Genomic DNA, 15,172 nt, shown 5'->3' with positions numbered 1-15,172 from the left:
CAGGGCGCGCCGGTGATATTCAACAAGGATACCCACGTCGGCAATCCTGGCGGCCCAAATGTATTACCGTTCCGGGCTGAGTATTTCCAGTCCGCTGCGTCGGTCACTCCTGGTTCGATTACGGCAATTGCCACGGTCACGGTGAACTATCAGTAACGGCTCGCCCCAAGGGAAAATCGCTCACGGTCGCCGCTTCCCGGCAGCGGTCCTCAGCTCGCTGCGCCGTGCGCTGGTATTTCCGGCCAACCCCTAAGCCTAGGGGGCATTGAAGCGTTGCTGTTCAAGCGCGGCGTGGGTCGTGAGCTACCGGGGCGATCCGCCGCTGGCGCTGCCATATTGGCGTGAGAATGCCCTGTAGGGCGAGAAGGGCATTCGCGAGCAGCGCCGGGCGGTTGACAGCCGGGCCGTCACGGGGGTGCTGCCCTGTGGCTGGCGCGCTTTTCAGAAGTGGCAAAAAGGGCGCAGGCGCTCGGCCAGTCCCGTACCCAAGCCGATGTGGCCGCACAGTTGGGGCGGACGCAGAGTCTGCTGCGTCAGTACATGGGTGGCTACGCCGCCCTGAACCCAACGGTGCTGCGAGAGATTTGCAGGTGTATTCAGGCGGAGCCGGCGCATATCATCCCGAGTTGGATGCCGGGAAGGGAAGAGAGGTGACTTAGAGAAAGGTGGTTCCGCTTCTTCGGACAGGGAATCCGGATTTTTAAGTGGAAGCGCTGGGGAGGTCAAGCTGCCGATTTGATCGCTGGCAGCCTGGCGACGTATGCCTCGTCCGAGGTCTGGTCCGCGAGACTGGAATGGGGCCGTCGTTGGTTGTACCTGACCATCGGGCTTCAACCGATGCAGCAGCGTCGCCACAACGGACTGCTGTTCGTTGCGGATCAGCTTCGCGAGATCCTCGCTGGCATACGTCACCAGGTGATCGAGCGAGCTGCATATCAGGCTTTCATACACCGCGATCATCGCTGATCGACTCGCGGCCGAGAGCCTTAAACATATCGGCGGCAATCGCCGCCTTGAGTGCATCTGCTTTGTGTTCCAAACCTCCCCGCGTGACTCATCGGTATGCGAATGAGCCACAGGGCCGTCAGATGCACCGGGTAGTAGGCGTAAAACGCCCACTTCCAGCGCGGGCAACGCACGTCGATGCGTGAGGTGGCCACAAGCGCCGGCAGTACAGCGCGCGCCCAAAAGTTGCGATTAATGACGGCCAGCGCAGCGCAGGCCAGCACGGCGGCAACCAGCATCGTCGCCGAGGGCCGCTTCGCGTAGGACCACGCGGCGACCCCCATCAGGATCGCCGGCCATCAAAATTCGACGGAACTACCGCCAGCAACGAGATTACGCATGCCGCAGCGATGTTTGCCTTGCCGCCGCGCTCAAGGAAGAACAGCGTGGCCGTCAGTACCAGCAGCGTGAACAGGATGTTGAGCGGCCACCACCCGGCGAGCAGACCGAAGGCGATGAATGCTAGCGTCGCGAGCGCGCCTCACACCGTGAGGCGGCCCATCGTGCACGGATACACATCGCGCTAGAGCGCGCCCGGCCGGGCCAGGTTGAACGCCAGGACGAAAGCAAAAATCGGCATGACAGCACGGTCAGCGTCGAACAGCAGTGGCACCGTGTCGTTGAGCAGGTACTTGTTGACATGATCGCCCGTCATCAGCAACAGACCGATCCACTCCAACGCTTTGAGCGTACCGTCCGCGATGCGCAGGCTCTGCAGCGAAAACCGCTCGCCGCTCATTGCCGCAACGGCGGCCGTGTTGTTCTTATCCATACGATTTAGCCGCTAAAGTTAGGCGTGCGGAAGATGACAGCCCTTACGCGCCTTGATTTGCTCATCCGTTGGTCGGCTACTGGTATCGAACCATGCCAAAACTGGCAGTACAGGTAGCTTCTTCATAGATTCACCATTCCTGCGGCTTGCTGGGCGTGTAGCTGCCCGACAGCGCCTGCGCGTCGGCGGCACCGCGGCAGTTCTCGTCGCTCGTCACGAGGTCGGGGTCGGCCGTGCATTTTTCGAGCATGGCTTTTCGTTCGTCCTCGTGCTGCTTGTAGTAATCGACGGAATGCACAGGCTTGCCGCGCGACGCGAGCAGGACGCTTCCCAAACACACACACGCAATCGCGATAAGTCGTTTCATCACTTCCCCTTGGCGTTACCAGTATAGAGCCGGCTTTTCGTGTAGCTGCCCGAGCGGAACGACTGATCGGCGGCGGCTGACGGCGCGTTGGGAGAACACTTCAAATCGGCGCAATCGTGCCGCGCGGCAAAAGTAAATGCGCAAGTTGCGGCGCTTACGAGTCTTCGTAAAAGCGTGCGGCTAGCCGCCGAATACTCGACGGATCAGGTTTACCTGAACGATCCGCGCTTGTTAGACTGGCCTCCCGCGCTCACGGTAAGCGCGTTCATTGCCGCCGTACGACTGCCGGGCGCCTGTCCGCAGCGCAATTCATTGGAGACGCCATGTCTTATATGCTGCTGATTGTCGAGCCTCCCGAGCAACGTATCGAACGGGGCGAGGCCGAGGGCCGCGAGGTCTACGATCAGATGGTACGTTTCGCCGCCGACCTCAAGGAGCGCGGCAAACTGCTCGCGGTCGAATCGCTCACTTCTTCTCGCGACGCCGTGCGCGTACAGGTGCGCGACGGTCAGGCGAAACTGCTCGACGGCCCCTTCGCCGAAGCAAAGGAAATGGTTGGCGGCTTTTTCCTGCTGAATTGCGAATCGCGCGACGAAGCGGTGGCGATTGCACAAGCCTGTCCGGCGGCTGCGTGGTGCACCGTCGAGGTACGCAAGCTCGGCCCGTGCTTCGCATAGGCATCGACGCTAGTTTGCTCGGGGTTTTCCCCAGGCGGCTCAACGTATCTGTCGAATCGCTCGCGCATTGCTCGTCGTGTGAGTAAGAGCAGGCCAACGCGCCGCGCTCAACCTCATAATTTCACGACGAAAGGAGTAACGGCGATGCGATTCATGATCCTGGTGAAGGCGACTGCCGCGAGCGAAGCCGGCGAAATGCCGGAAGCGTCCCTGATGGCCGCGATGGGCGCGTATCACGAAGAACTCGCCAAGGCAGGCGTGCTGCTCGATGCCACCGGCTTGCAGCCGAGTTCGAAAGGATGGCGCGTTCGCTACAGCGGCGGCCAGCGCTCGGTGATCGACGGTCCGTTTGCAGAAACGAAGGAATTGATCGCCGGCTACACGTTGATCCAGGTGCGTTCGCGTGAAGAAGCGATGGAATGGGCGCGGCGTTTCCCCGCGCCGTCCGGCGAACAGGCCGATGGTGAAATCGAAGTACGGCAACTCTACGAACTCGACGACTTCGAGCCGAGTGCGGAGCTCGAGCGTTTCCGTGAACTGGAAGCGGGCCGCCGCTGATTTCACGCTAACCAATTACTGGATTCCATCATGCACAAGCAAATCTTCGTCAATCTTGCGGTCGATAATCTCGAACGATCGAAGGCATTTTTCAGCGCGCTTGGTTTCAGCTTCGATCCGCAATTCACTAATGATCAGGCGGCGTGTTTGATCCTTGGCGAAAATCTTTACGCGATGCTGCTCGTCAAGGAACTGTTCAAGTCATTCACGCGCAAGTCGCTTTGCGATCCTAAGGAAAGCACCGAAGCGCTCGTCGGCCTCTCGTGCGAAAGCCGGGGCGAAGTCGATGCGCTCGTCGCCAAGGCGCTCGCCGCGGGCGGCACGGCGCCGCGCGCGCCGCAGGACTACGGCTTCATGTACGGCCACGGTTTCGAAGACGTCGACGGGCATATCTGGGAGCTGATCTACATGGACCCGAACGCGAAGGCGGCGGGCTGAGCCTGTGACGAAACCGGCCACTCATCGTGCCATCGAGGCAGTCTGGCGGATCGAGTCCGCCAAGGTCATCGCCCACGTCGCGCGGATGGTGCGCGACGTCGGGCTCGCCGAAGAACTCGCGCAAGACGCGCTGGTATCGGCGCTCGAACATTGGCCCGACGCAGGCGTGCCCGACAATCCCGGAGCGTGGCTGATGGCGACTGCAAAGAACCGCGCCTTGGACCGCTTGCGGCAGGAGGCGCTGCACGCGCGCAAGCGCGAAGAGCTGGGCCACGACCTAGACGCGCTGGAGGCGCATGTCGTACCCGATTTCGTCGATGCGCTCGACGCCGCACGTGCCGACGATATCGGCGACGATCTGCTGCGGCTCGTGTTCACCGCGTGTCATCCGGTGTTGTCCACCGAGGCGCGGGTAGCGCTGACGCTGCGTCTGCTCGGCGGCCTTACGACGGACGAAATTGCGCGCGCCTTTCTCGTGCCCGAACCGACCGTCGCGCAACGCATCGTGCGCGCGAAGCGCACGCTTTCGGCGGCCAAGGTCCCGTTCGAGGTGCCGCAGGCGGAAGCGCGTGCGCCGAGGCTCGCTTCGGTGTTGCAAGTCATCTATCTGATCTTCAACGAAGGCTATTCGGCGACAGCCGGCGACGACTGGATGCGCCCGGCGCTCTGCGAAGAAGCGCTGCGGCTCGGGCGCGTGCTCAGCGGTCTCGTGCCGGACGAAAGCGAAGTGCACGGCCTCGTTGCGTTGATGGAAATTCAGGCGTCGCGCACGCATGCGCGCACCGATGCGCAAGGCCGCCCCGTTTTGTTGCTCGATCAGGACCGTAGCCGCTGGGACCCGCTTCTGATCCGTCGAGGGCTGGCCGCGCTCAACACGGCGCACGCGCTTGGCGGCGCGAGCGGGCCGTATGCGCTGCAAGCCGCGCTGGCCGCGTGTCATGCCCGCGCGCATCGCGCGGAAGAAACCGACTGGGCGCAGATCGTCGCGCTGTACGACGCGCTTGCGCAAGTGGCGCCGTCGCCGGTTGTCGAGTTGAATCGCGCGGTCGCGGTGGGTATGGCGTTCGGGCCGGCGGCGGGCCTCGAGATCGTCGATGCGCTCGCGGCCGATGCAGCGCTCGCGAACTATCACTGGCTCCCAAGCGTGCGCGGCGATCTGCTGGCCAAGCTCGGTCGCATGGACGAGGCGCGCGCGGAGTTCGAACGTGCCGCCGCGATGACGCGCAATGCACGCGAACGCGAGTTATTGCTCGAACGCGCGCGTGCCGTGATGCAGTAGGCCGCTGTAGTTTCTGCGCATAAACCGGGCATGGAGCTGGCACGGCGCCCGGCCACCTGCGCTAGTGATGACGTTATCCAACGCGCTAGTGGGGTCGCTGATGAAAACGCTATACAACGCGCTAACGGATCAACTGACGCACACCCAGCACGATGATCAGCCCGCCGCACACGCGGTCGACCCATGCCTTGCTGCGGCGGTACGCGGACGCGATCCGCGCATGCGACAACGTCAGCGCGACAAAGCCATACCAGCTGCTCGCCACGACGAATACCATGCCTAGCATCGCGGCGAAAGTGCCGACGCTCTCGTGCGGCGGCGCCGCCGACGAAAACACCGCGGCAAAGAACGCGACCGATTTTGGATTCGCGATATTGGTCGCGAAGCCTTGGGCGAACGCCTGGCGCACGCTGCCGCCAGGCGCTTGCGCATTCTGTTGCGGCTTGCCTGCAAAAGCGTTGAAGATCAGCCGTCCGCCGAACCACATCAGATAAGCCGCGCCGGCCACCTTCACGGCGAACGCAAGCCACGGAAACGCCGCGAACACAATGCCGACGCCGAGAATTGCGCAACTCGCCCAGAACAGATTGACGAGCACGATGCCTGCCACCACCGCGAGTGCTTCGATGCGTGTAGCGGAGGCCGCTTTATGCGCGACCGCAACGAAGTTTGGACCGGGAATCACGACGCCGGCCACATACACGGATAACACACCGAGAACGGCTGCACTATCTATCACGCAAAGCTTCCGTCAAGCCGAGAAAAAGGCCATCGCGCCAGTCGCGACGCCCGCCGCCGCGACCACGAACGATACGTTGCGCAGCCACTTCTTGCGGGTCAGCAGCGTGATCGCGCATAGAGCGATAGCGACCTGAATCAGCGTAGTTGCCTGCGCCCAACGATGGTGGCCATGCAGCAGCGTCTCGCTTTTGGCGTCGTTATCGAGTACTTCTTTTTCGATGGCTTCAGCCTTGATGCGGATCGGCTCTTTCTGCTGCTTGTATTTGTCGACGTCCGCAACGAATTTTGCATGCGCGTCGGAATTGCTGACGGACAGCGCCGCGCCAAGTTCCGCGAGGTTCTGTTTCTCGCCTTTGGCCTGGTAGTAATTCCACTGGTTCGATGCCTCGGTTTTCCTGATCGCGGCTTCGTTCTTGTAGTAAAGCGCGAGGTTTTCGCTATTCCCGCTCTGATAGGCGCACAACGCGCCAATCGTCGCGAGAACCGCCGTTATCACGGCCATGCGGCTCCCGAAAGAGTCCGCGTCGTGGTGGCCGGTGTGCTGCACCGCATGGTCGTGCGGACCATGCACTTCATACTCTTCGGGCATCAGCTTCTCCGAGGCAAACTTCTTTGTCGTGTCCGGGCGTCGCATGAGCCCGGCGGCCTCAATCTTAGCTTGTGACGCCCTGAAGATGGCGACTCGCGCTGTCGGTGAATGCTCCGCTGTTCCGGTTCAGGCGCGATGACCCATCCATAGCAACAGCACCGATAGCGTCACGACAGAGCCTATCGTCGATAAGAGAATTGTGCGCGATGTGATGTGCGCTTCGCGTTCATAGAACTCGGCCAGCATGAATGGGCCGGTGCCGGTGGGGAGCGCCGCAAGCACGACTGCCATTTCGACCAGCGCGGGCGAGAGCCTGAAGACGCGTGCCGCGAGCCACCATGTCAGTGCCGGCTGCACGACCAGCTTGACGAGCGTCAGCAATAACGCAATGCCGCGCGTGTTTGATTCGGACGGACGCTTTTCGGCGAGGAACAAGCCGAGGCTCACGAGTGCGCACGGGCTGGCCGCGCCGCTCAGCAGTTTGAGGAACGTCTCCACGCTTGGCGGCATCGCCACGTGCAGACCGGCAAACAGTGCGCCGGCGATCGGCGACACGATCAGCGGATTGCGCGCCAACGAGCGCAGCACTTTCAAGCCGAGCTTGTGCGGCGCGCGTTCGGTCTGCAAGCCGACTTCGATCAACACGATGGCGCCCGCAAACAGCACACACGCGACCAGTATCGTCGCGATGGTGGTGGGTGTCAGGCTCGCGTGGCCGAACGCGATCATGCCGAGCGGGAAACCGATGTAGCCGGTGTTCGGATACGACGCAGCGATCGCATCGACGCTCGCATCGGCGAGATGCCGGCCGCTCACCAGACGCATGACGAGGATCACAGCAAAGATGCCAGCGCATGCAATTGAAAACGTGACGACAAACGCCGGCTGATACAACTGCTCCCACGTCGCGCGCGCCATCGTGTCGAACAGCAGCGCGGGCAGCGCAAGCCAGACCACGAAGCGATTCAGTTCCGAGGCTGAGTTCGGCCCGAGCACGCCGCGTCGTCGGCAGGCAAAGCCCGCGAATATCAGGCCGAAGACGGGCAGCAGGATCTCGAGAGTGGCTAACATCGGTACGAACGCGCGGGTGAGATGGCGCGGAAAAAAAGGCGACCCGTCAGCGTAGTGATTTGCGTTGATACAATCAAATACTGTTTTTTGCCCTCGACGATACCTTTTATGCATCGTCATTCAAGCCAGGTGTGAACGTGATCGACATCAAGCCGCTGCGCTATTTCGTGATGCTCGCCGAGACGCGCCATTTCGGGCGTGCGGCGGCGCGCCTGAACTTGTCGCAGCCTCCGTTGAGCCGCCAACTCGCGGCGCTGGAAGCGAGTCTCGGCGTGACGTTGATCGAGCGCAGCCCACGCAACGTCACACTGACTGCCGCGGGCGAGCGCTTTTACGCGGATGCCAGGGCGATTCTCGCTTCCGTCGAACAGGCGGTGAGCAATGCGCAGGCCGCAGCGTCCGGCGACGCGGGCAAGCTCGCGATTGGCTTCACCATGTGCGCCGCCTATAACGTGGTGCCCGGCTATGCGCGAGCGTTTGGCGCAGCCTACCCCGAGGTCGCGCTCAATCTGCGCGAAGTGGTGTCTAACGACCTGGCCGCGCAGGTGATGGCGGGGCACATCGACGCGGCCATCATGTTTCCGCACGTGCCCGACAAGGGACTCGCCACGCGCACGATTTTGCGCGAGCCGCTGTGCGTCGCGTTATCGCGAGGCCATCCGCGGGCCCGCGCGCGGCGGCTCGAGATCGCGCAACTGGCCGGCGAGCCGTTCGTCCTGGCATCCGAGGAAGTGGCGCCCACTTTGCGCGCGACGATTCTCGACCATTGCCGCTCAGGCGGCTTCGAACCGGATATTCGCTTTGAAGTGCAATTGCAGCAGACGGTGCTGAGCCTCGTCGATGAGGGCGTGGGCGTTGCGCTCGTGCCCGCTTCGATGCGCAAGGCGCAGCTTGCCGGCGTGGTGTTCAAACCGCTGGTCGACGCGCCTTTGATCGAGCAGGTGCTGGCCTGGTCGCCGGCGAATCGGAACCCTTGTTTGGCGCGGTTTCTGGAGTTGGCGTGAGGGCGGCACGTGCAAACGCAATAACTTTCCGCGAGGAATCTGCGATCATCGAGCGCACTCGCCTTCGAGCTAACTCGACGCTTCGGCTCTTTCAAATGCCTGCACAGCCGCCCATGCTCGCCACCGCCCGCCTGATTCTCCGTGCTCACACGCGCGACGACTTCCTCGATAGCCATGCGATGTGGTCCGATCCCGAGGTGATCCGCTATATCGGCGGCAAGCCTTTTACGGCTGAAGAAGCGTGGGCGCGTCTGCTGCGCTACGCCGGTCATTGGGCGATGCTCGGCTACGGGTATTGGGTCGTGCGCGAGAAGGAGAGCGGGCGTTTCGTCGGCGAAGTCGGTTTCGCCGACTATCAGCGCGATATCGAGCCTTCCCTGGCGGGCACGCCGGAAACCGGCTGGGCTTTGAGCCCCGCAATGCATGACCGCAGCTACGCGACCGAAGCCGTGCGCGCCGCGTTGGATTGGGCTGACGAAAAATGGCCGGACGCGGAAACGGCGTGCATCGTTGCGCCGGAAAATGAAGCTTCGCTGCGGCTCGCCCGCAAGGTCGGCTATCGGGAGCAGCTTCGCACGACGTACAAGGGACAGCCGACCATCATGCTGCGGCGCGCGCCTCGTGCGACGACATAAGCCGGCGCGAGGCCGGCTTATTCAACTCATGGTCCATGCGTATCACTGAGCTTCGTTAGAAGCTGCCCTTTGTCGCGCGATCAGGTCCGCTAACCGTTCCGCCTGCCGGCCTTCGACGTCGAAGTTCGCGTCATCGAGCCAACGTTTATAACTCGAACGCAGCGCCGGCCATTCGCTGTCGATAACGGAAAACCACGCGGTATCGCGATTGCGCTGACGATAAACAATCGCCTGGCGAAAGATGCCCTCGAACGTAAAGCCATAGCGCAACGCCGCAACGCGCGACGGCTCGTTCAGCGAATCGCATTTCCATTCGAAGCGCCGGTAGCCGAGCTCGTCGAACACGTATTGCATCAGCAGGAACATGGCTTCGGTCGCCACGCGCGTTCGCTTCAGACGCGGCGAATAAGTGACGTGCCCCACTTCGATCACACCGTTAGCGGGGTCGATGCGCATCAGCGCCAGTGTGCCGACCGCCTTCCCGCTCGCGGCGTCGATCACCGCGTAGTGCAGCGGGTCGGCCGATGCAGCGATGCGGGTTAGATGCTCGCGATAGGCGTCGACGGTTTCGAACGGACCCGTTGCGAGATACGTCCAGTCACGCGCATCGGTTGCCGAGTGGTACGCGTCGAACAGATCCGCCGCGTGGGCTTCGACGCTCACCGGTTCTATGCGGCAATAGCGGCCGGCTAGCGGCGTGCGCGCGGGCGGCTTCGCGCCGCTCCAGTCGGGCAGCGGCGCTCCGATCGGCTGTTCGAACGTGTTACGTCGGGGTTCCATGTCTGCACTCCTGGTGTCTTGGGTCATCGTTGGTCATGAAGGACATGAAGAACAATACGGCAATCGTGGTATGTTAAAAAGATCCACCGCAACCGCATCCCATAGGTCCAGCCGTCATGATCGAGATTATTGGCCCGCTTGCTCATACAGCTGCTAACGGCCGCGCTGGCGCTAGCGTCGGTGTCGGCGGCGCGCAGAAGCCAGCGCCGTTGCAGAAGCAGTTGATCGAGCGCTTGCAGCAGGCCATTCTCGGCGGGCGCTTGCCGGCGGGATCGCTGCTGCCGTCGTCGCGACTGCTCTCGGCCGAAATGGGCGTGTCGCGCAACACCGTGGTTATCGCGTATGAGCACCTGGCGGCGGTCGGTTATGTGGTGGCGGACAAGAAGGGCACGCGCGTGAGCCCGCTGTCGAGCCGCGGGGCGCGTGGCGAGCCGCCCGCACGATCCGCCGCGCCGCAAGTGGCTTACGCGGCCCGCGTCGGCCAGTTCACGGCGACACGCACACATGCGGATGCCGCCTTGCCGCTCACGCCCGGCACACCGGCGCTTGACCGCTTCCCTTTGGCCGCGTGGCGGCGCGCGCTGGAGCGGTCGATGGAACGGGCGTTGCCGCTCGCGCTCGGCTACGGCACGCCGGCCGGCGAACCGGCGTTGCGCGACGCCATTGCCGCGCACTTGCGGATGGCCCGCGGCGTGCGCTGCGAAGGCTCCCAGGTGGTGATCACCGAGGGCGCGCAGGAGGCGCTCAACCTCTGCGTGCGCCTCTTCACGAATCCCGGCGACGTCGCGTGGATCGAGGATCCCGGTTATCGCGGCGCGAAGGCGGCCTTCAATCAGGGCGATCTGGCAACGGTGCCGATGCCCGTCGACGCCGAAGGCATATCCGTGCCGTCCGGCGCATGGCGCGCGCATCCGCCGAAGCTGATTTATACGTCGCCCGCGCACCAGTATCCGACGGGCGCGGTGTTGTCGGTGGCGCGTCGGCTGGAGCTGATCGCCGAGGCGCGCCGCTGCGGTGCGTGGCTGATCGAAGACGATTACGACGGCGAATTCCGCTACTCCGGCGAACCGATTGCGAGCATGCAGGGGCTCGTGGACGACGCGCCTGTGCTCTACGTCGGCTCATTCAGCAAGACGATGTTTCCGGCGCTGCGCATCGGCTTCGTGGTGCTGCCGCCCGCGATCGCTGCGCACGCCGAGGTGGCGTTGTATGAAATGCTGCGCGGCGGGCATCGGCTGGAGCAGCTTACGCTCGCGCATTTCATGCAAAGCGGCGAGTTCGGCCGACACCTTGGCCGCATGCGGCGGCTGTATCGCGAGCGGCAGCAGGCGCTGCGCGAAGCGCTTACCGAACATTTCGCGTCGTCGGAAATACTCGGCGGCGATTGCGGTATGCATTTGACGCTTCGTTTGCCGCCGGGCATCGACGATCAGGTGCTGACTGAACGCGCGTTTGCGAAAGGCCTCAGTCCGCGCGCGCTGTCCAGCTTCGCGCTCAAGCCGCACGCGGCAACGAACGGCCTTGTGATCGGCTATGGCAATACCTCCGCAGAGGAGCTGGTACCGGCTGTTCGCGTGCTCGCTGAACTGGCTGCCGGCATCGAAAAACCGCGCCGGCGCCGCGCGTAAGTTTTAGCGTTTGTCCGCGCGGCCCATGTCGCGCTATCGTGTCGTTTATGCGCGGCGATTGCGAACACGTAACGTCGGCGGATCGCCCGCATCATGTTCCGTGCGCCGTTCGGTGCGCGTCGCCGGATGGCAGTGCAATCCGGGCATGAAGCATCCCTTTGGTGTGGTTTTCTATGACGAATTTATCCGATTGGAGATGACATGAAGGCAATCGAACCGACCCCGTGGTTTGAACTGGCCGCTGACTCGCCCGCGCGCGACGGCTGGTACGAGGTGCAATTGACGAGCGGGGACACGGCCTTTGCGAAATTCGGCGAGGGCGAGTGGACCGAAAAGCCGGAGGATGCGTTCACGCACTGGCGCGGGCTGTCCGCTGATCCATCGCAGGCCGGCGACGGCGAGGCGGAAGGTGAGGTCGAAGCGGCCGGCGACGGTGCCGCCGCTGAAGCCAAACGTGCGGACGAGCCCCTCGATGCCGAGGCCACTGCGGCTAACGGCGTCCGCGCTGCCTGGAACGCGTTTTTTCCGGGACTCGGCGAAGAGCAACATAAACCGGTGGACGCGGTTCCCAACGGAAAAGCGCCGCATTGACGCATGGAAGGGCGGCGGCTTCCTGGCTGCCGCCTGGACCTGACCGGACCTTCGGGCAAGAACCAAGTATGAAAGTTACCCGGGAACCCGTGGCATTGCCGCGGGCGACGCAGCTACTCAATCATGGGCCCGTCACGATCATCACCAGCGCGCACGGCGGGCGCTCGAACGTGATGGCGGCTTCATGGGCCATGCCGCTCGACTTCGACCCGCCGAAGGTGGTTGTGGTGGTGGACAGCCGCACGCTCACGCGGCAATTGATCGAAGCAAGCGGTGTGTTGGGACTGCAATTGCCGAGCCGCAAGTTCGCCGCGCAGACACTGGCCGTGGGCACCAACGCGGGGCTGGAACTCGACAAGTTCTCGGCCTTCGAGCTCGAAACCTTCGCCGCCGAAAAAATCGACGTGCCGATGCTGGCCGGCTGCATCACGTGGATGGAATGCAAGGTGATTCCCGACGACAGTCAGCGGCACGATCTGATCATCGGCGAAGTGGTGGCGGCGTACGCGGACAGTCGCGTGTACTCGAACAACCGTTGGCATTTCGGCGACGACCCCGATCTTCGCACCTGCCATTACGTCGCTGGCGGGACGTTTTTCGCCACGGGCGATGCGTTCGAAGTTTCGGCTGCTGCAAATGCCTTGAGCGCGTCGCCAGCGAGCCGGTAACGAACCCATTCGCTTTGCGCGATTGCGCCGATCGATTCATAGAAGCCGATGGCGGGCGCATTCCAGTCGAGCACGCTCCATTCGAAGCGGCCGCAGCCGGTTTCGCATGCGATGCCCGCGAGGTGGCGCAGCATCTGTTTGCCCGCGCCGCTGCCGCGCGATTTCGGCGATACGTAAAGGTCTTCCAGATACAAGCCTTTTTTGCCGAGCCACGTCGAGTAGGAGAAGAAGTAGACGCAAAAGCCGATGGGCTCGCCGTTTATTTCGCAGATTAGCGCCGTCGCGGTGGATGCGGGGGAGAAAAGGCTTGCTTCGATGTCTTGCACGCTGGCGACGACTTCGTGTTCGGCTTTTTCGTATACCGCGAGTTCGGTGATGAAGTGGAGGATGAGTGGGGCGTCAGCTGAGACGGCGGGGCGGATTTGGGTGGTCAAGGGTGGGTTTAATGGATGCGTTGAATTCTTCGGGCGTTGGGCTTGGCGAGCGGGTAGCGCTTCGGGTTGGCTGACGCTCCTTTTAGCTTGCACAGTAAGCATAGCAGGGACGGGTCTGGCGTTCTTCGCGGCTGGATTGTGAAGATTTGCCACAGAGGCAGGCGTTAGGTAATTGGCGAGTAAAAAGGCACCGAGTCAAAAAGCAAAAGGCACCGTGTGATGCCCCTCCCGTATGACGTCGGACTTCACTGATTAAAAACCTTCATCTGGTGCTTCGGGCGATTTTTTTGAAGCTGCCATCCATTACCCAGCCGTCACCAGAGTTGCATTTTACTTTAGTGTACATGTCGGCTTTGCCGGCCATATCCATTCCCGGTTCACAGCGGTCCGCTGGCTGCAAATAGAACACCAATTTTCCTTCAACGCCGTCATAAACGGGGGTTTTTACTTCCGCTACCCAGGTTTCATTTGGATGGTCGGAGCAGGCGACGAGTGAGGTTAATAAAAACAGCACGCCACTATTTTTTCGGATAGACATTTTCTCTCACAAGTCGCCTTGAGTGTTTTAACCCAACCATGAGGTCGGCAGGCGAAATAACATCCATTATCTCAAATCTCGGGTCATAAGCTTGGATGCCAGCGGCCAGCAGTATTTCTGCAAGATTTGATGAGCAACTATTATCGGTAACCGAGTATAGTCTATTATCGGTCATTCGTTTCTTGATTTCCGATAACATGATTTGCTTCTCAGTAGCAGTAACCCTTAAGACATAACCCCACGAGTCTCTGTGCATAAATACTTGTTGCCGATCCAAGTAGCGTTCTTTTGTGTCTCGGTCCCAACCCGAACTGCGATCCCATCGAAACCGCTCTAGAGTCGCTAATAATGACCTCAACAGTTTCCAACTGAACGCGAACCTGCTTCGAATCCGCGTTCGACGTTGGCGTGGTCGTCTTTGAGGCGATTTTCGTTAGCTTGTTACCGCTAGGTGATTGTATGGTGTCCACGGCCGCGCCTCACATATAGATATTAACGGATTCCGAATCTGCCGTTGATGATAGCAAGTGGGTATGCCCGCTTAAATCGGTTACGCCGTATTCGATTTCGCCCGTCGCGCGGACAATTGCGTACTCAAGATTTGCCAACGGTTCACCAGTTTGCGCATCCAACAATTGAAAGCGATCGTCATAGTAATGAGCCAACTCGTTGTCCGGCTGCTCTGACCTTTCCTGCTTATACGAGGCCGAATCGGAATCATCATCAACTTCAGTAAAACAACCGGCGTCCGATCCCGCGACAACATGGTTTGTTCTACACGGGCACAAGACAAGGTCTCCGTCAACCACGGCGGTTCTGCCTTCGTCCGTAGTGTCATGGGCAGACCCGAAAATCAGAAATGAACCTTTGCATTCGCCACAGGTAGCGAGGCTACCAGTCACGGCCCATTTTCGCCCGTTGTCCAAACAGGTTCCGAGCGTATGAATAATTTTTGCCGCCTGTTGTTGTGAGATCTCCAAGGCGAGCTATCTTTTTCAGCATTGAGCGATACCTTTTAACGCCAGTTCGCTGATCACGATATCGCTTGAAACTTTGGAAACGCGGCTTGTATGTTCCGTGAGTGTCCGTTCAGTTGCAACGGGGTAGCTTTTGAATACGGCCATGCTAGGCCTCCTTCGACTGAAAAAGGCGTATAGGCATATCACGTTTCATTCGATACTTCGTCAAAATGTGTCACATGTTGAACCGGTACTCGGCGCAAAGAGCAAGAAGCTTTGACGGAACACGCATCCCTTCAGCCTCCGACCTCTGCGACGGGAGTCTGAATCAACTTGATACACTGATCACACTCGCGCTCTCGATACGTAGAATCCTGCCATCATGAGCGACGAGCGTGAGTGTCGCCAGAGGCTTCTCGAATTGCTGATGGACACAGC

The 15,172-nt window shown here is 61.4% G+C and carries 20 protein-coding genes and 1 pseudogene; 9 read left to right on the top strand and 12 right to left on the bottom strand.

Features of this window, described 5'->3' with window-relative positions; genetic code table 11:
• Window positions 1-441 precede the first annotated feature (441 nt).
• The 3 genes and pseudogenes from F759_RS42200 to F759_RS0117620 all read right to left on the bottom strand — a co-directional run bounded on the left by F759_RS42200 (window position 442) and on the right by F759_RS0117620 (window position 2,144).
• Window positions 442-960, bottom strand: a complete 519-nt coding sequence (locus tag F759_RS42200; RefSeq protein ID WP_152530665.1) for a hypothetical protein — start codon at window positions 958-960, stop codon at window positions 442-444.
• Between the two features lie 26 nt (window positions 961-986).
• Window positions 987-1,660, bottom strand: a pseudogene (locus F759_RS45000) (TraX family protein).
• A gap of 247 nt (window positions 1,661-1,907) precedes the next feature.
• Window positions 1,908-2,144: an EexN family lipoprotein gene (locus tag F759_RS0117620; protein ID WP_027801045.1), complete on the bottom strand. Its 237-nt coding sequence runs from the start codon at window positions 2,142-2,144 to the stop codon at window positions 1,908-1,910.
• A gap of 323 nt (window positions 2,145-2,467) precedes the next feature.
• Between F759_RS0117620 and F759_RS0117615 the strand changes: the two genes are divergently transcribed.
• From F759_RS0117615 to F759_RS0117600, 4 genes are all read left to right on the top strand, one after another.
• The gene (locus tag F759_RS0117615) at window positions 2,468-2,821 is read left to right on the top strand and encodes a YciI family protein (protein ID WP_027801044.1); all 354 of its coding nucleotides are present in this window, start codon (window positions 2,468-2,470) and stop codon (window positions 2,819-2,821) included.
• Between the two features lie 144 nt (window positions 2,822-2,965).
• The gene (locus tag F759_RS0117610; RefSeq protein WP_027801043.1) at window positions 2,966-3,379 is read left to right on the top strand and encodes a YciI family protein; all 414 of its coding nucleotides are present in this window, start codon (window positions 2,966-2,968) and stop codon (window positions 3,377-3,379) included.
• 30 nt (window positions 3,380-3,409) lie between these two features.
• Entirely contained in the window at window positions 3,410-3,817 is a 408-nt protein-coding gene (locus F759_RS0117605; RefSeq protein ID WP_027801042.1) for a VOC family protein, read from the top strand.
• A 4-nt stretch (window positions 3,818-3,821) separates the two neighbouring features.
• Window positions 3,822-5,096 (top strand): RNA polymerase sigma factor, encoded by a 1,275-nt coding sequence (locus F759_RS0117600; protein ID WP_027801041.1) that lies wholly within the window; start codon window positions 3,822-3,824, stop codon window positions 5,094-5,096.
• 121 nt (window positions 5,097-5,217) lie between these two features.
• Here the strand turns inward: F759_RS0117600 and F759_RS0117595 are convergent, their stop codons facing one another.
• The 3 genes from F759_RS0117595 to F759_RS0117585 form a co-directional block, all read right to left on the bottom strand.
• Window positions 5,218-5,835, bottom strand: coding sequence for a LysE family translocator (locus F759_RS0117595; protein WP_027801040.1), 618 nt, complete (start codon window positions 5,833-5,835; stop codon window positions 5,218-5,220).
• A gap of 12 nt (window positions 5,836-5,847) precedes the next feature.
• The gene (locus F759_RS0117590; protein ID WP_027801039.1) at window positions 5,848-6,426 is read right to left on the bottom strand and encodes a DUF4337 domain-containing protein; all 579 of its coding nucleotides are present in this window, start codon (window positions 6,424-6,426) and stop codon (window positions 5,848-5,850) included.
• A gap of 126 nt (window positions 6,427-6,552) precedes the next feature.
• Complete coding sequence (locus F759_RS0117585) at window positions 6,553-7,497, bottom strand: AEC family transporter (RefSeq protein WP_027801038.1); 945 nt, start codon at window positions 7,495-7,497, stop codon at window positions 6,553-6,555.
• 137 nt (window positions 7,498-7,634) lie between these two features.
• Here F759_RS0117585 and F759_RS0117580 point away from each other — a divergent pair, with 137 nt between their 5' ends.
• Together F759_RS0117580 and F759_RS0117575 are read left to right on the top strand one after the other, a co-directional pair.
• The gene (locus tag F759_RS0117580; RefSeq protein WP_027801037.1) at window positions 7,635-8,501 is read left to right on the top strand and encodes a LysR family transcriptional regulator; all 867 of its coding nucleotides are present in this window, start codon (window positions 7,635-7,637) and stop codon (window positions 8,499-8,501) included.
• A 95-nt stretch (window positions 8,502-8,596) separates the two neighbouring features.
• Complete coding sequence (locus F759_RS0117575) at window positions 8,597-9,136, top strand: GNAT family N-acetyltransferase (protein WP_027801036.1); 540 nt, start codon at window positions 8,597-8,599, stop codon at window positions 9,134-9,136.
• 42 nt (window positions 9,137-9,178) lie between these two features.
• On the opposite strand, the gene F759_RS0117570 is transcribed toward F759_RS0117575, so the two are convergent.
• Window positions 9,179-9,916 (bottom strand): GNAT family N-acetyltransferase, encoded by a 738-nt coding sequence (locus F759_RS0117570; RefSeq protein WP_027801035.1) that lies wholly within the window; start codon window positions 9,914-9,916, stop codon window positions 9,179-9,181.
• A 116-nt stretch (window positions 9,917-10,032) separates the two neighbouring features.
• Here F759_RS0117570 and pdxR point away from each other — a divergent pair, with 116 nt between their 5' ends.
• The 3 genes from pdxR (at window position 10,033) to F759_RS0117555 (ending at window position 12,803) form a co-directional block, all read left to right on the top strand.
• Entirely contained in the window at window positions 10,033-11,544 is a 1,512-nt protein-coding gene (gene pdxR / locus F759_RS0117565; protein ID WP_027801034.1) for a MocR-like pyridoxine biosynthesis transcription factor PdxR, read from the top strand.
• Between the two features lie 201 nt (window positions 11,545-11,745).
• Entirely contained in the window at window positions 11,746-12,135 is a 390-nt protein-coding gene (locus F759_RS0117560; RefSeq protein ID WP_027801033.1) for a hypothetical protein, read from the top strand.
• Window positions 12,136-12,203: 68 nt separating this feature from the next.
• Complete coding sequence (locus F759_RS0117555; protein ID WP_027801032.1) at window positions 12,204-12,803, top strand: flavin reductase family protein; 600 nt, start codon at window positions 12,204-12,206, stop codon at window positions 12,801-12,803.
• On the opposite strand, the gene F759_RS0117550 is transcribed toward F759_RS0117555, so the two are convergent.
• The 5 genes from F759_RS0117550 to F759_RS44840 all read right to left on the bottom strand — a co-directional run bounded on the left by F759_RS0117550 (window position 12,710) and on the right by F759_RS44840 (window position 14,899).
• Window positions 12,710-13,237 (bottom strand): GNAT family N-acetyltransferase, encoded by a 528-nt coding sequence (locus tag F759_RS0117550; RefSeq protein ID WP_027801031.1) that lies wholly within the window; start codon window positions 13,235-13,237, stop codon window positions 12,710-12,712. The genes F759_RS0117555 and F759_RS0117550 overlap by 94 nt on opposite strands.
• 262 nt (window positions 13,238-13,499) lie before the next feature.
• A complete protein-coding gene (locus tag F759_RS40930; RefSeq protein ID WP_084534281.1) occupies window positions 13,500-13,775 on the bottom strand; it encodes a hypothetical protein in 276 nt (91 codons plus the stop codon).
• Window positions 13,756-14,031, bottom strand: a complete 276-nt coding sequence (locus F759_RS45165) for a lipoprotein N-acyltransferase Lnb domain-containing protein (protein ID WP_407668540.1) — start codon at window positions 14,029-14,031, stop codon at window positions 13,756-13,758. The genes F759_RS40930 and F759_RS45165 overlap by 20 nt, the downstream gene beginning before the upstream one ends.
• A gap of 223 nt (window positions 14,032-14,254) precedes the next feature.
• Window positions 14,255-14,755, bottom strand: coding sequence for a PAAR domain-containing protein (locus F759_RS43660; RefSeq protein ID WP_209440495.1), 501 nt, complete (start codon window positions 14,753-14,755; stop codon window positions 14,255-14,257).
• 15 nt (window positions 14,756-14,770) lie between these two features.
• Entirely contained in the window at window positions 14,771-14,899 is a 129-nt protein-coding gene (locus F759_RS44840) for a hypothetical protein (RefSeq protein WP_274533482.1), read from the bottom strand.
• Window positions 14,900-15,172: the final 273 nt, after the last annotated feature.

The organism is Paraburkholderia dilworthii, from assembly GCF_000472525.1.
Taxonomy (GTDB): Bacteria; Pseudomonadota; Gammaproteobacteria; order Burkholderiales; family Burkholderiaceae; genus Paraburkholderia; species Paraburkholderia dilworthii.
This window is presented reverse-complemented; position numbering and strand designations above follow the sequence as displayed.

Coding starts and splice junctions, on each gene's coding strand:
- F759_RS45165 (WP_407668540.1), bottom strand. CDS start 14,031: ATGCACAGAGACTCGTGGGGTTATGTCTTAAGGGTTACTGCTACTGAG.
- F759_RS0117555 (WP_027801032.1), top strand. CDS start 12,204: ATGAAAGTTACCCGGGAACCCGTGGCATTGCCGCGGGCGACGCAGCTA.
- F759_RS0117585 (WP_027801038.1), bottom strand. CDS start 7,497: ATGTTAGCCACTCTCGAGATCCTGCTGCCCGTCTTCGGCCTGATATTC.
- F759_RS0117605 (WP_027801042.1), top strand. CDS start 3,410: ATGCACAAGCAAATCTTCGTCAATCTTGCGGTCGATAATCTCGAACGA.
- pdxR (WP_027801034.1), top strand. CDS start 10,033: ATGATCGAGATTATTGGCCCGCTTGCTCATACAGCTGCTAACGGCCGC.
- F759_RS44840 (WP_274533482.1), bottom strand. CDS start 14,899: ATGGCCGTATTCAAAAGCTACCCCGTTGCAACTGAACGGACACTCACG.
- F759_RS0117615 (WP_027801044.1), top strand. CDS start 2,468: ATGTCTTATATGCTGCTGATTGTCGAGCCTCCCGAGCAACGTATCGAA.
- F759_RS0117610 (WP_027801043.1), top strand. CDS start 2,966: ATGCGATTCATGATCCTGGTGAAGGCGACTGCCGCGAGCGAAGCCGGC.
- F759_RS0117575 (WP_027801036.1), top strand. CDS start 8,597: ATGCCTGCACAGCCGCCCATGCTCGCCACCGCCCGCCTGATTCTCCGT.
- F759_RS0117570 (WP_027801035.1), bottom strand. CDS start 9,916: ATGGAACCCCGACGTAACACGTTCGAACAGCCGATCGGAGCGCCGCTG.
- F759_RS0117560 (WP_027801033.1), top strand. CDS start 11,746: ATGAAGGCAATCGAACCGACCCCGTGGTTTGAACTGGCCGCTGACTCG.
- F759_RS42200 (WP_152530665.1), bottom strand. CDS start 960: ATGATCGCGGTGTATGAAAGCCTGATATGCAGCTCGCTCGATCACCTG.
- F759_RS0117590 (WP_027801039.1), bottom strand. CDS start 6,426: ATGCCCGAAGAGTATGAAGTGCATGGTCCGCACGACCATGCGGTGCAG.
- F759_RS0117620 (WP_027801045.1), bottom strand. CDS start 2,144: ATGAAACGACTTATCGCGATTGCGTGTGTGTGTTTGGGAAGCGTCCTG.
- F759_RS40930 (WP_084534281.1), bottom strand. CDS start 13,775: ATGTCTATCCGAAAAAATAGTGGCGTGCTGTTTTTATTAACCTCACTC.